The organism is Streptomyces anthophorae (genome assembly GCF_049310305.1).
In the GTDB taxonomy this organism is placed as follows: Bacteria; Actinomycetota; Actinomycetes; order Streptomycetales; family Streptomycetaceae; genus Streptomyces.
This window is the reverse complement of record NZ_JBLWQQ010000001.1, coordinates 4,092,522-4,104,253: the sequence shown is the minus strand read 5'-3', so window position 1 is coordinate 4,104,253 and position 11,732 is coordinate 4,092,522. Positions and strand designations below refer to the sequence as shown.

The 11,732-nt window shown below is 70.8% G+C and carries 12 protein-coding genes; 8 read left to right on the top strand and 4 right to left on the bottom strand.

Annotated elements, in window-relative coordinates; all coding sequences use genetic code 11:
* Nucleotides 1–19 precede the first annotated feature (19 nt).
* Entirely contained in the window at nt 20–520 is a 501-nt protein-coding gene (locus tag ACNYS0_RS18410) for an SCO4402 family protein (protein ID WP_422408714.1), read from the top strand.
* Between the two features lie 30 nt (nt 521–550).
* Entirely contained in the window at nt 551–1,426 is an 876-nt protein-coding gene (gene purU / locus ACNYS0_RS18405) for a formyltetrahydrofolate deformylase (protein WP_385755573.1), read from the top strand.
* Between the two features lie 189 nt (nt 1,427–1,615).
* Here purU and ACNYS0_RS18400 read toward each other — a convergent pair whose 3' ends face one another.
* Both ACNYS0_RS18400 and ACNYS0_RS18395 read right to left on the bottom strand, forming a co-directional pair.
* Nucleotides 1,616–2,881 carry a zf-HC2 domain-containing protein gene (locus tag ACNYS0_RS18400; RefSeq protein WP_422474994.1) on the bottom strand — a complete coding sequence of 422 codons (1,266 nt, stop codon included), beginning with the start codon at nt 2,879–2,881 and terminating at the stop codon, nt 1,616–1,618.
* Nucleotides 2,878–3,453, bottom strand: a complete 576-nt coding sequence (locus tag ACNYS0_RS18395) for a sigma-70 family RNA polymerase sigma factor (protein ID WP_422474992.1) — start codon at nt 3,451–3,453, stop codon at nt 2,878–2,880. The genes ACNYS0_RS18400 and ACNYS0_RS18395 overlap by 4 nt, the downstream gene beginning before the upstream one ends.
* A gap of 307 nt (nt 3,454–3,760) precedes the next feature.
* Between ACNYS0_RS18395 and ACNYS0_RS18390 the strand changes: the two genes are divergently transcribed.
* Both ACNYS0_RS18390 and ACNYS0_RS18385 read left to right on the top strand, forming a co-directional pair.
* Nucleotides 3,761–4,141 carry an STAS domain-containing protein gene (locus ACNYS0_RS18390; RefSeq protein WP_422474990.1) on the top strand — a complete coding sequence of 127 codons (381 nt, stop codon included), beginning with the start codon at nt 3,761–3,763 and terminating at the stop codon, nt 4,139–4,141.
* A 120-nt stretch (nt 4,142–4,261) separates the two neighbouring features.
* Nucleotides 4,262–4,759 carry an EF-hand domain-containing protein gene (locus ACNYS0_RS18385; protein WP_422482710.1) on the top strand — a complete coding sequence of 166 codons (498 nt, stop codon included), beginning with the start codon at nt 4,262–4,264 and terminating at the stop codon, nt 4,757–4,759.
* 47 nt (nt 4,760–4,806) lie between these two features.
* Here ACNYS0_RS18385 and ACNYS0_RS18380 read toward each other — a convergent pair whose 3' ends face one another.
* Complete coding sequence (locus ACNYS0_RS18380) at nt 4,807–6,354, bottom strand: class I adenylate-forming enzyme family protein (RefSeq protein WP_422474988.1); 1,548 nt, start codon at nt 6,352–6,354, stop codon at nt 4,807–4,809.
* A 147-nt stretch (nt 6,355–6,501) separates the two neighbouring features.
* Between ACNYS0_RS18380 and ACNYS0_RS18375 the strand changes: the two genes are divergently transcribed.
* The 4 genes from ACNYS0_RS18375 to ACNYS0_RS18360 all read left to right on the top strand — a co-directional run bounded on the left by ACNYS0_RS18375 (nt 6,502) and on the right by ACNYS0_RS18360 (nt 10,673).
* Nucleotides 6,502–7,704, top strand: coding sequence for an amidohydrolase family protein (locus ACNYS0_RS18375; RefSeq protein ID WP_422474986.1), 1,203 nt, complete (start codon nt 6,502–6,504; stop codon nt 7,702–7,704).
* Nucleotides 7,705–7,713: 9 nt separating this feature from the next.
* Complete coding sequence (locus tag ACNYS0_RS18370) at nt 7,714–8,871, top strand: acyl-CoA dehydrogenase family protein (RefSeq protein WP_422474984.1); 1,158 nt, start codon at nt 7,714–7,716, stop codon at nt 8,869–8,871.
* Nucleotides 8,872–8,873: 2 nt separating this feature from the next.
* Nucleotides 8,874–9,731 (top strand): acyl-CoA dehydrogenase family protein, encoded by an 858-nt coding sequence (locus tag ACNYS0_RS18365; protein WP_422474982.1) that lies wholly within the window; start codon nt 8,874–8,876, stop codon nt 9,729–9,731.
* A gap of 486 nt (nt 9,732–10,217) precedes the next feature.
* Nucleotides 10,218–10,673 carry an ATP-binding protein gene (locus ACNYS0_RS18360; protein WP_422474981.1) on the top strand — a complete coding sequence of 152 codons (456 nt, stop codon included), beginning with the start codon at nt 10,218–10,220 and terminating at the stop codon, nt 10,671–10,673.
* 67 nt (nt 10,674–10,740) lie between these two features.
* Here ACNYS0_RS18360 and ACNYS0_RS18355 read toward each other — a convergent pair whose 3' ends face one another.
* Nucleotides 10,741–11,667 carry a cyclase family protein gene (locus tag ACNYS0_RS18355; protein WP_422474979.1) on the bottom strand — a complete coding sequence of 309 codons (927 nt, stop codon included), beginning with the start codon at nt 11,665–11,667 and terminating at the stop codon, nt 10,741–10,743.
* Nucleotides 11,668–11,732 lie beyond the last annotated feature (65 nt).

Sequence of the window (11,732 nt, the reverse complement as noted above, 5' to 3'; positions counted from 1 at the left end):
GGGTCGGGACGTACGATCGATGACCGTGCAAACCTCGGACAAGTCTTCCCGTCGCGGCCGTCGCTCCACGAAGATGGGCGGCATGCCACTCAACGACATGCCGTGGTGGCGCTGGCGCAGCAATGTGCGTTCCGCGCTGCACATGCTCTCCGACCCGGCGTTCCAGCGGGACGTCTGGCAGGCGGGCGTGGACGGGTACGGAGATGTGACCGACGCCGTGTACCGCCTGGTCGAGGACACCTGGCTGGACAACTGGTCGGCCGAGAAATACGTCGGGACGATCTTCCGGGACTCGCAGGAGGCGGCGCTCGTCGATGCCGCCGTGCTCCGGGTGCTCAGGATCATGCACCAGGTGGGCCCCGACGCCCCGGTCGCCGCGTACCTCAACCACGAGGGCTGGCCCGAGGCGGTCCGTGCGGCCCGCGACGCCCATGTGAGGCTCGCCACGAGCGACGCCGAGGACCCGGAGACGGCCCCGCAGACCCTGGAGGTGCTGCGGATCATGACGCGGGCGGCTTAGCGCGTCGTGCCGGGCGTTTAGGCTTGGCGCATGAACGCGCAGTCCGCCGCCACCGGTCCCGAGCAGTACGTCCTCACGCTCTCCTGCCCCGACAAGCAGGGCATCGTGCACGCCGTGTCGAGCTACCTCTTCATGACCGGCTGCAACATCGAGGACAGCCAGCAGTTCGGTGACCACGACACAGGTCTGTTCTTCATGCGCGTCCACTTCAGCGCGGACGCCCCCGTGAGCGTGGAGAAGCTGCGCGCCAGCTTCGCCGCGATCGGCGACTCCTTCCACATGGACTGGCAGATCCACCGGGCCTCGGACCGGATGAAGGTCGTCCTGATGGTCAGCAAGTTCGGCCACTGCCTCAACGACCTGCTCTTCCGGGCGCGGATCGGCGCGCTGCCGGTCGACATCGCCGCGGTCGTCTCCAACCACACGGACTTCGCCGAGCTGGTCGCCTCGTACGACATCCCCTTCCACCACATCCCGGTGACGAAGGAGACGAAGGCGCAGGCCGAGCAGCAGGTGATCGACCTGGTGCGGGCCGAGGGCGTCGAGCTGGTGGTGCTGGCGCGGTACATGCAGGTGCTGTCGGACGACCTGTGCAAGCAGCTCAGCGGGCGGATCATCAACATCCACCACTCGTTCCTGCCGAGCTTCAAGGGCGCGAAGCCGTACCACCAGGCGCATGCGCGGGGCGTGAAGCTGATCGGTGCGACCGCGCACTATGTGACCGCCGACCTCGACGAGGGGCCGATCATCGAGCAGGAGGTCGAGCGGGTCGGGCACGACGTCACGCCCGACCAGTTGGTGGCGATCGGGCGGGACGTCGAGTGCCAGGCGCTGGCGCGGGCCGTCAAGTGGCACGCGGAGCGGCGGATTCTCCTCAACGGGCGCCGCACGGTCGTCTTCGCCTAAGCCCTCCGGGCCCATCAAGCCCGGTTCGGCCCCATTGAGCCCCTGCGGCGATTGAGCAGCGGGGTCCGGGGCAGAGCCCCGAATCTTTCGCCCCGTCGGGGTTGCGGCCGCGGGGCTCTGCCCCGGACCCCGCGCCTCAATCGCCGGCGGGGCTCAAATTGGCTTGATGGAGCCGGAACAGAGGCCGAATCACAAGCGACTCAGCCCAGCCGTCGCAGACAGGACGTCGCGGATGGCCTCGCGGTCGCCGACCTGGCCGGCCGCCGCTTCCTCCGGCAGGACGTGGCCCGCGGCGAGGCGGCAGAACTCGACGCCGTCCAGGGCGACATGCGCCACCTCCCGCTCGTCGGAACCGGTCGCCGCGGGGGAGTCGAGGGCGATCAGCCACTCGCCGCCGCCCGCTCCCTCGACCTCCAGGCGCAGACTGCGGCCGGGCCGCCCCGCGCCGACGAGTTCCTTGGCGGGGGCCGCGAGGCCGGTGCGGCGGCGCGCGGCCAGGGAACCGGGGAGCAGCCGGGCGGCGAGGTCGATCATCCGGTTGAGGTGGCGCGGGGCCGGGGCCTCGTAGGGATAGTCGACCGCGTCCGCGATGTCACCGGCGTGGATCCAGCACTCGAAGGCCCGGTCGATCATGGCATCGCGCAGCGCGAGCTCGAAGTTGCCGTACGAGACGGGGAGTTGACCGGAGCCTCCGGAGCCGCCCGCGTCCGAGCCCGCGAACGACACCGTGCGGATGACGGAGTGCGACTGCTCGCGCCAGGGCGCCCGCACCGCGCGCGTGGGCGGGAAGTAGGACGACTTCCAGTACGCCTTGGTGCGCGCGGTGGGGTCGAGGGCCTGCGGCGCGGGGTCCTCCAGGCCGATGGCGCGGGCCACCAGGCCGTCGACGCTGGTCAGATGGGCGATCACCCCGGCCACCGTGGTCTTCTTGCCGACCTGCTCCGCGCCCTCGTACCAGCGCAGCCGCACCGGCGCGTGCCATTCGCCGTCGCCGATGTCCTGGAGCAGCGCGTCGAGCCGGGCGGTCTCCGCGTCGTACGAGGTGGCCCAGCCGGGGACGGGGATGCGGGCGGGGCGCCGGGTGAGGCAGCCCTCCAGGACGCGGGAGCGCAGCATCGGGTCGAGGTCGAGGCTCTCCTCGGCGTGCAGCAGGCCGACCGCGTCGCGCAGCCGCAGCGCCTCCTCGGCGCAGGTGCCGCAGGCGCCCAGGTGGACGTCGACGGCGGCCGCTTCCTCGGGGGAGCAGGCGGCCAGCGCCCAGGCGCCGAGCAGCGACTTGAGGACGCGGTGCTCCAGGACGGGCGGTTCGGCCGCCGGCACGTCCGGCAGCGGGCGGCCGGTGTCCTCCACGGAGGAGCGGGGCGTCGGTATCCACGGCCGGTCCACCGGGCCGCCGGTCCCCTCGGGCTCCTCCTCGTAGGGGTCGAACCGGTCCGGTCCGTTCGCCGCGCTCACGCCGGCCTCCCGAAACCGCGGGCGGGAGGTGTGCCCGTGTTGTGGGCCGTCGACAGGAGTTGCAGGCCGAGGCGGAGCCTGCGGCGGGCCTCGTCCTCGGTGACGCCGAGGTCGGCGGCGGTCTGGCGGTAGTCACGGCGCTGGAAGTAGGCGAGGTTGAGCGCCTCGCGCAGCGGGGCGGGCATGGACGTCACGATGTAGTCGGCGCGGGCCGCTGCGGAGGCGTGACGCACCTTGCGCTCCAGGTCCTCGGTCGTCCCGAGCCCGGTGCGCACGAGCGCGGCGGACTCGGTCTGGCGCAGGCGCTGCACGGCGTGCCGGTGGGTGAGGGTGGCGATGAAGGAGCGCAGCGGGCCCTGCTTCGGGTCGTAGGACTCCGGATTCTCCCAGATTTGCGTGAACACGTCACGGGTGATCTGGTCGGCCGCCGTCTCGTCGTCGAGGACGCGGTGTGCCAGGCCGTGCACCAGCGAGGCGAACCGGTCGTAGAGCTCGCCGAGCGCCGCCGCCTCCCCGTGGGCCAGGCGCTGCTGCATCCTGCGGTCCCAGCGGGACGGGGTGTCCTTGGGCATGGGGCCCCCTCACCGACTGCCGAACGACTTGCCTTCTCACTACATGCCTTCTCATCGAATGTAACTGTCGGGGCCAACAGCGCACGCCCCTTTGCCGCATTGTGCGCCCCCAGAGGGCAGCAGGTGGTAAAGACCATCTGCCGCCCGAAACGCGCTGAGGTATTTGGTTCACATGTGCCCGGCCAGGGCTTAACCAGGCCATATGTGATAGGTCTGCGGGAGTGTTTCATCCCAGTGCGGCAGGGCAGCCGCGCAGAAGAAACGTAGGGACAGATTCCGGATCGTCGATATTCCCGAACGAGAGGCGTTGCGCGTGGCGCTCAAGGTGACCGAGTCAGGGCAGGGCGACTGGGCCGTCGTGCGCGCGTCGGGCGAGATGGACCTCGTGACGTCCCCGGCGCTCCGTCAGCAGGTGCACGAGGCGGTGGCGGACGGCCGCCGCAGCGTCGTGCTCGACCTCTCCGACGTGCTGTTCTGCGATTCCAGCGGCGTGGGTGTGCTGATCGCCTCACGCCGTCTGATGCGCTCCTGCCAGGGCCGCCTGCGCCTGATCCTGCCGGCCCAGGGCGCGGTCGACGGCTCCCACGTGAACCGCGTGCTCGGCGCCCTCGGCGTCCGCCGTCTCTTCGACGTCTACCCGGACGTCGCCTCGGCGGTGGACGAGGACGCGGCCCCCATGTCGGCGTAACGGCTTGTACCGGATTTTCACCGGCCTTGACACAATCGCCGCAGTTCGGGGCGTGCGCGCACGGGACCGTCGTACGCTCCGTTGCGTAACACCCAACGACCCGAGAGGCGGCCCATGAGCATGGACGAGCGGAGGATCGCGGCCCGGTTCGCCGGCTTCGACCAGGACGGCAACGGATACATCGACCGCGAGGACTTCTACGTCGCCGCGAAGGCGCTGCTCGCCGAGTTCGGTGTCACGGCGCGCTCCGGGCAGGGGCAGTCGCTGTTCGCCGGGGCCGAGGCGTTCTGGCAGGGCATGGCCGGGATCGCGGACGTCGACGGGGACCAGCGGGTGACCCGCGAGGAGTTCGTGACCGGGGCCGTGAAGCGGCTGCGGGACAATCCCGACCGGTTCGCCGAGATCGCCCGGCCGTTCCTGCGGGGAGCCCTCGCGGTGGCCGGTGCGGATGAGGCCGGGATCGAGCCGGACACCGCGCGGCGGGTGCTCGGTGTGCTCGGGGTGGAGCCGGATGTGGCGCGGGCGGCGGCGGATGCGCTGGCCGCGGACGGGTCCGGGCGGATCTCGGAGGATGCGGCGGTCCGGGCCTTCGCGCGGTACTTCACCGTCCCGGAATAGCCGCACCGGCGTTGACGCCTCGGGGCTCCGCCCCGGACCCCCGCGCCTCAATCGCCGGCGGGGCTTGATTGGTAGCGGTCCCGGAGTTTGTACTTCAGGACCTTGCGGAGTGTTTCGTTGCGCGGCAGGGCCTCCAGGACTTCCAGCTGTTCCGGCAGCTTGAACGTGGACAGGCCCTGGTCGCGGAGATATGTGGTGAGGGCGGGCAGGGTCAACGGGGGGTTTCCCGGGCGCAGTTCGAGGACCGCGCACACCCGTTCCCCGCGTTCCGCGTCGGGGAGGCCGATCACTGCCGCGTCCTGGATCGCGGGGTGTTCGTGGAGCAGGTCCTCGATCTCCTTCGCGGAGATGTTCTCGCCCTTGCGGATGATGACGTCCTTGGCGCGGCCGGTGAGGACCAGGTGGCCCCCGGGCAGGACGTGGCCCAGGTCGCCCGTGATCAGGAAGCCGTCCGCGTCGAAGGCGTCCGCGGTCTGGCGCGCGTCGAGGTAGCCCTGGCAGACGGCCTCGCCGCGCAGCCGTACGTCGCCGTCGACGCCGGGCGGCACCTGTTTGCCCTCGGCGTCGACGATGCGGATCTCCATGCCCTCGGGCGGGCGGCCCTCCGTCGTCGCGAGGTTCTCCGCAGTGTCGTCCGGGGCGCCCATCGTGATCATCGGGACTTCCGTCATGCCGTAGCCGTGGGTGAGCTGGACGTCCATCTCGCGGACGACCGAGTGGTAGACCTCCGGCGGTTTCGGGGCCCCGCCGCCCGCGAGCAGACGCAGCGTGGGGATGAGTTTCTCGTCCGGCTGCTTGCGCTGTTCGGTCAGGAACATCGAGTAGAAGGCCGTCGAGCCGCCCGCGACCGTCACGCCGTGACGCCGGTACTCCTCCAGTGAGTCCGGCATCGCGAAGTGCTCGAACATGACCGCGGGGAAGCCGTACAGAAGCAGCATCACCGTGTAGTCGGGGCCCGCTATGTGCGCGAACGGGAAGGCCATCGAGCCGACGTCGGCCGCGGACAGGTGCAGCGCGTGGGCGAGGCAGGAGCCGCCCGCGATGAGGGAACGGTCCGTGTGCAGCACGCCCTTGGGGTCGGACGTCGTGCCCGAGGTCCAGTAGATCCAGCGGACGTCCGTCCCGGATGCGGGCGGCGGGGGCAGGACGGCCGGGTCGCCCTCCGGCAGGTTCTCGTACGCCTCGAAGATGCCGCGCGCGCCGAGCCGCCGGGCCATGTCGGTGTGGTCGAAGCCGCGCCACACGCCGGGTGTCGCGAAGAAGTCGGCCTTCGACTCCCTTAGCGCGAAGCCGACTTCGCGGTCCCGGTAGAAGGGGATGGTCGGCGACTGCACCGCCCCGATGCGGGCCAGCGCGAAGGAGAGCAGGGCCGTCTCGATGCGGGTGGGCAGCTGCCAGGCGACCACGGTGCCGGGGCGGATGCCGAGGTCGTGGAGGCCGGCCGCGACGCGCTCGCCCCGGGAGTGCAACTCGCCGAAGGTCAGGGTGCGTTCGCCCTGGAGCAGCACCGGGTGGTCGGGGGTGAGGGCGGCGCGGCGTTCGACCAGCTCCCAGAGCGTGCGGGAGGCGCCCAGGGCGTGTGCGGTGTCGGTCATCTCCATACCCCTTCACGGCCGGTGCCGTCACCTGACGGGTTGTCAGATCTGACCGAGAGCGTAAGTCCGCGCTCCTTGTCGGTCCAGGGGTGCGGGGCTAGCCTGCTATCTGACGGGTCATCAGATACCGCGAGGGGCTGAACACTCATGACGGAACTGCCGCGCATCGTCAGCGTCGACGACCATGTGATCGAACCGGCCCATCTCTTCGAGACCTGGCTGCCGGCCAAGTACCGGGACAGGGGGCCGAAGCCGCTGACCGAGGGGATCGGCGAACTCGCCTACGTGGCGGGCAAGTACCAGATCACGATGGATCCGGCGGGTCCGCCCACGGACTGGTGGATCTACGAGGACCTCAAGTTCCCGTACAAGCGCAATATCGCGGCCGTCGGCTTCGACCGCGACGACATGACCCTGGAAGGGATCACGCGGGCCGAGATGCGGCGTGGGTGCTGGGATCCGAAGGCGCGGCTCGCCGACATGGATCTCAACCATGTCGAGGCCAGCCTCTGCTTCCCGACCTTCCCGCGCTTTTGCGGTCAGACCTTCGCGGAGGCGCACGACAAGGAGGTCGCGCTCGCCTGCGTGCGCGCCTACAACGACTGGATGGTCGAGGAGTGGTGCGGGGACAGTGGCGGCCGGCTGATCCCGCTGTGCATCATCCCGCTGTGGGACGTCGAGCTGGCCGTCGCGGAGATCCGGCGCAATGCCGCGCGCGGCGTCAAGGCCGTGACGTTCTCCGAGATCCCCACCCACCTGGGTCTTCCGTCCATCCACTCCGGCTACTGGGACCCGTTCTTCGCCGTGTGCCAGGAGACCGGGACGGTCGTCAACATGCACATCGGGTCCAGCTCCCAGATGCCGGCCGCGTCCCCCGACGCGCCGCCCGCCGTCCAGGCCTCGCTCAGCTTCAACAACGCGATGGCCTCGATGATGGACTTCCTGTTCAGCGGCGTCCTCGTGAAGTTCCCGCGGCTCAAGCTGGCGTACAGCGAGGGGCAGATGGGCTGGGTGCCGTACGCCCTGGAGCGCGCCGACGACGTGTGGGAGGAGCACCGCGCGTGGGGCGGCGTCCGGGACCTGATCCCCGAGCCGCCGTCCACGTACTACTACCGGCAGATCTTCTGCTGCTTCTTCCGCGACAAGCACGGGGTGGCCTCCCTGGACGTGGTCGGCCGGGACAACGCGACGTTCGAGACGGACTATCCGCACGTCGACTCGACCTTCCCGAACACCAAGGAGGTCGCGCTCGACCACGTGAAGGGCCTCGACGACGAGACGATCTACAAGCTGATGCGCGGCAACGCCATCCGCATGCTCGATCTCGATCTCGACAAGGCCGGCAAGTAGGCGTCCGGTATGGATCTCACGTACACGGACGAGGAAGAGGGGTTCCGGGCGCGGCTTCGGGAGTGGCTGGGCGGCGTGCTGCCCACGCTGCCGCCGAAGCCGTCGCCCGGCGACTGGCCGGGCAGACGCGCGTACGACATGGGCTGGCAGCGGCGCCTGTACGACGCCGGGTACGGGGACGTGCACTGGGGCGCCTCGCCGACCAAGCGGCTGATCTTCCTGGAGGAGACCGAAAGGGCGGGCGCACCCTACGTGGGCGCGAACTTCGTCGGGCTTCTGCACGCCGGGCCGACCATCGCCGCCGAGGGCAGCCCCGGCCAGCGGGACCGCTGGCTCGCGCCGATCCTGCGCGGCGACGAGGTGTGGTGCCAGGGGTTCAGCGAACCGGACGCCGGGTCCGACCTGGCGGCGCTGCGGACGAAGGCCAGGCGCGAGGGCGACGAGTACGTGATCAGCGGCTCGAAGATCTGGACCTCGCACGCCGAGGTCGCCGACTGGTGCGAGCTGCTCGTACGCACCACCCCCATCAGTGACGCCGCCCCCAAGCACCGCGGCATCTCCTGGCTCGCCATGCCCATGGACGCGCCCGGCATCACGGTCCGCCCGCTGCGCACGCTCGCCGGGTCGACCGAGTTCGCCGAGATGTTCCTCGACGACGTGCGGGTGCCGGTCGGCAACCGGGTCGGCGAGGAGAACGACGGCTGGCGTGTGACCATGGTGACCCTGTCCTTCGAGCGCGGCACCGCGTTCGTCGGCGAGGTCGTCGCCTGCCGCCGCACCCTCGGCGAGCTGGCCGCCCACGCGAAGAAGACGGGGCGCTGGGACGACGCGGTGCTGCGCCGCGAACTCGCCCTGCTGTCCGCCGAGTTCAGCGCCCTGTGGCGGCTCACCCAGTGGAACGTGAGCGAGGCGCAGGCGACCGGCGGTGTGCCCGGTGTGGGCGGCTCGGTCTTCAAGCTGCGGTACTCGCACGCCCGGCAGCGGCTCTACGACGCCGCGGCCGAGGTCCTCGGCGGCGCGGGCGCCCTCGACACCGACCAGGAGTGGACGCTCGACCGGCTCTCCTCGCTGTCGTACACGATCGCCGCGGGCACCTCGCAGATCCAGCGGAACATCGTCGCCGAGCGGATCCTCGGGCTGCCCAAGTCCGCGAAGGGGGGACGGTAGGCGTGCATTTCCAACTGACGCAGGAACAGCGGGCGTTGCGTGACGGCATGCGCGAGCTGCTTGCCGGGCGGTTCGGGCGGGACGCGCTGCGGGCCGCCGTGGACGCGCCCGGGATCGACCGGGAGCTCTGGCGGGAGCTGGGCGGGGCGGGTCTGTTCTCGCTGTGTCTTCCGGAGGCCGAGGGCGGCGTCGGGCTCGGCCTCCCGGACGCGGTGGTCGTGTTCGAGGAGGTGGGGCGGGCCCTTGTCCCGGGGCCGCTCGTGGCCACCTTCCTCGCGGCGGGCGAGGTGCCGGGCGCCGCGACCGGCGAGGCGGTGGTGACCGCACCGTACGGGTCGCTGCTGCCGTGGCGGGACGACGCGGACGTGGTGCGCGGTGATGTGTCCACGGCCCGCCCGATCGCCTCCGCGGACCCGCTCACCCCCCTGCACGCCCTCCCCGAGCCCGCCCCCGTCCCGCTGGAGGCGACCCTCCTGTACGCCGCCGAACAGCTCGGATCGGCCGGCCGCACGCTGGAGGAGGCGGTTCAACACGCCCGGGGGCGCGAGCAGTTCGGAGCGCCGATCGGCTCGTTCCAGGCGGTGAAGCACCTCTGCGCCGAGATGCTCGTACGAGTGGAGGTGGCGCGCGCCGCCGTGTACGCGGCGGCCGTCACCGCCGACCCGGTCGAGGTCGCGGCGGCGGAACTGCTCGCCGACGAGGCCGCCGTGCAGGGTGCCCGCGACTGCCTCCAGGTGCACGGCGGCATGGGCTTCACCTGGGAGGCCGACGTGCACCTGCACCTGAAGCGCGCGTGGGTGCGGGCCGAATTGGGCGGCAGCGCGCGGGGTGCGGAAGAGGTGCTCGCCGCCGCGCTCTGACCCCCGTACGACGACGGCCGCGCGTCCGGAAAGCGGACGCGCGGCCGTCTGAGCGGAGGGCCTGAGCAAGGGTGCACGCACAGTGACCGTGCGTGGTTATCGGGTTGTGTCCTGCGCGGGGCTCGTCACGGCGCGGAGTCGGCGTCCTGCTCCGGTACCTTGTGGCAGATGCGAGTGGTGCTGAACCCGAGCGACGGCTCCGGTGTTGCCTCCGAGGCAGCTCCGGGGTTCCGGATGTGCGCCGCTCGCAGTGCAGAGAGGGGTTTTGCCCCCGTCTGTTCGAGCCCCGGCGAGACGCGTCGCACAGTATGCCGCACGCGTACTCCTTCGCGCTGGAATATGCCCGAAGCGCTTGTTGGGGTGACTGTACGTCAACCATGCTGTGTCTCAAGGGGTTCACGTTCCGTGATCCCTCTCACTGGTCAGCACGGTAAGAGGCGCGAGGCAGTACTCCAGCGGTCCCGCCGGATTCGGATGGTGTGAGCGGTGCAGGTGCTTCAGGTTCAACTGGAGGTCGGGGCCGACCCCGCTGAGGTGGGGCGGGCCCGCAGGTGGGCGCGTTCGCGTCTCGCCGGTTCGGGCATAGAGGCCGATGAGTCCTTGGCGGAGACGCTGATTCTGATCGTCTCGGAGCTGGTCACCAACGCCGTGGTGCACACGGGGCATCCCGCCGTGCTGCGCTTGGCACTGCCCAGCGGCGTCCCGGCGGCGTGTCTCGGCACCGTGCGCGTCGAGGTCGCCGACACCTGCGAGCGGCCGCCGACACCGCGGCACGCGGACGGCGAGGAGACGAACGGGCGGGGGCTCGAACTCGTCGACGGGCTCGCGGACCGCTGGGGCTGGCGCCCCGAGGGGGCCGGCAAGGCGATCTGGTGCGAGATCGACCAGTGCGCGGTGGCCACGACCGGCGCGTTCCAGGGTGTGACGTTCGAAGCGGTGTGAGCGGGTACGGAGCGGCGCGGGTCCCGTCGGTGCCCGCGCCGCTTCCTGTGTCCCTTCGGGTGTCCCTTCAGAAGATGGCGACCGGGGCCACCGGCGTCCCCGTGCCGCCCTGGAAGGGTTCCGGCATCGCCGACAGCAGGAACGAATGGCGTCCGACTTCTCCACAGGCTGTGGACAGGGATTCCAGATTCCAGTTCTGGCCCTGGAGCATCCCCATCTCGACGAGGTTGAGCGCGTGCACGGGGAGCCACAGGTTCTCGATCTCCGGCGGGAAGATCTCGAAGGTCAGGGTGTCGTTGGCGACCGCCGCCACGTCCCGCGCGTGGAACCACTCCGGCGTACGCACCGACAGGCCCGGTGACGGATAGCCGTACCCGTGCTTGTCCCCGGCCAGGTACACCTGGATCTGCCCGGTGCGTACGAGCACGATGTCGCCGGCCCGGACCGTCACGCGGCCGAACTCGGCCGCCTCGTCGAGGTCTTCGGGGGTCACCGCGTGGTCCCCGGGCAGCCGGTCGAGGCCCTTCGCCGCCGCCACGTCGAGCAGCACGCCGCGCGAGACGATGTACGGCGCCTTGTCGATGCCGCTGAACCGGGCGCCGTGGTGCGCCGTGATGGTGTCGGCGGGGCGGCCGTTGTAGAGCTTGCCGGAGTGCGAGACATGGGTCAGGGCGTCCCAGTGGGTGGCCGCCTGCAAGCCCATCGTCACCGCGTCGTCGCTGGTCGCGACGGTTTCCGGGCCGAAGATCTCCTGGTTGATCTGCACCATCGTGTGGAACGGGTTGATGCGGCCCGGGATCAGGCCCGACTGCACGCCGTCCTCCTTGAGGGGCAGCGCGAGCGGGACGCGGCGGCCCGTGCGGACCTCCGTGGCGGCCTCGCGCACACAGTCGTCGGTGACGAGATTCAGGGTGCCGATCTCGTCGGCCTCCCCCCAACGCCCCCAGTTGTTCACGCGTTTGGCGATGTCGTGGAACTCGGCGGGCAGGGGCATCGGGTCCTCCCGGGTCTTGTGTTCCGGTATCTGACGGGTCGTAGAATCCGACCGGACTTGAAATC

Coding starts and splice junctions, on each gene's coding strand:
- purU (WP_385755573.1), top strand. CDS start 551: ATGAACGCGCAGTCCGCCGCCACCGGTCCCGAGCAGTACGTCCTCACG.
- ACNYS0_RS18375 (WP_422474986.1), top strand. CDS start 6,502: ATGACGGAACTGCCGCGCATCGTCAGCGTCGACGACCATGTGATCGAA.
- ACNYS0_RS18370 (WP_422474984.1), top strand. CDS start 7,714: ATGGATCTCACGTACACGGACGAGGAAGAGGGGTTCCGGGCGCGGCTT.
- ACNYS0_RS18410 (WP_422408714.1), top strand. CDS start 20: ATGACCGTGCAAACCTCGGACAAGTCTTCCCGTCGCGGCCGTCGCTCC.
- ACNYS0_RS18385 (WP_422482710.1), top strand. CDS start 4,262: ATGGACGAGCGGAGGATCGCGGCCCGGTTCGCCGGCTTCGACCAGGAC.
- ACNYS0_RS18380 (WP_422474988.1), bottom strand. CDS start 6,354: ATGACCGACACCGCACACGCCCTGGGCGCCTCCCGCACGCTCTGGGAG.
- ACNYS0_RS18355 (WP_422474979.1), bottom strand. CDS start 11,667: ATGCCCCTGCCCGCCGAGTTCCACGACATCGCCAAACGCGTGAACAAC.
- ACNYS0_RS18395 (WP_422474992.1), bottom strand. CDS start 3,453: ATGCCCAAGGACACCCCGTCCCGCTGGGACCGCAGGATGCAGCAGCGC.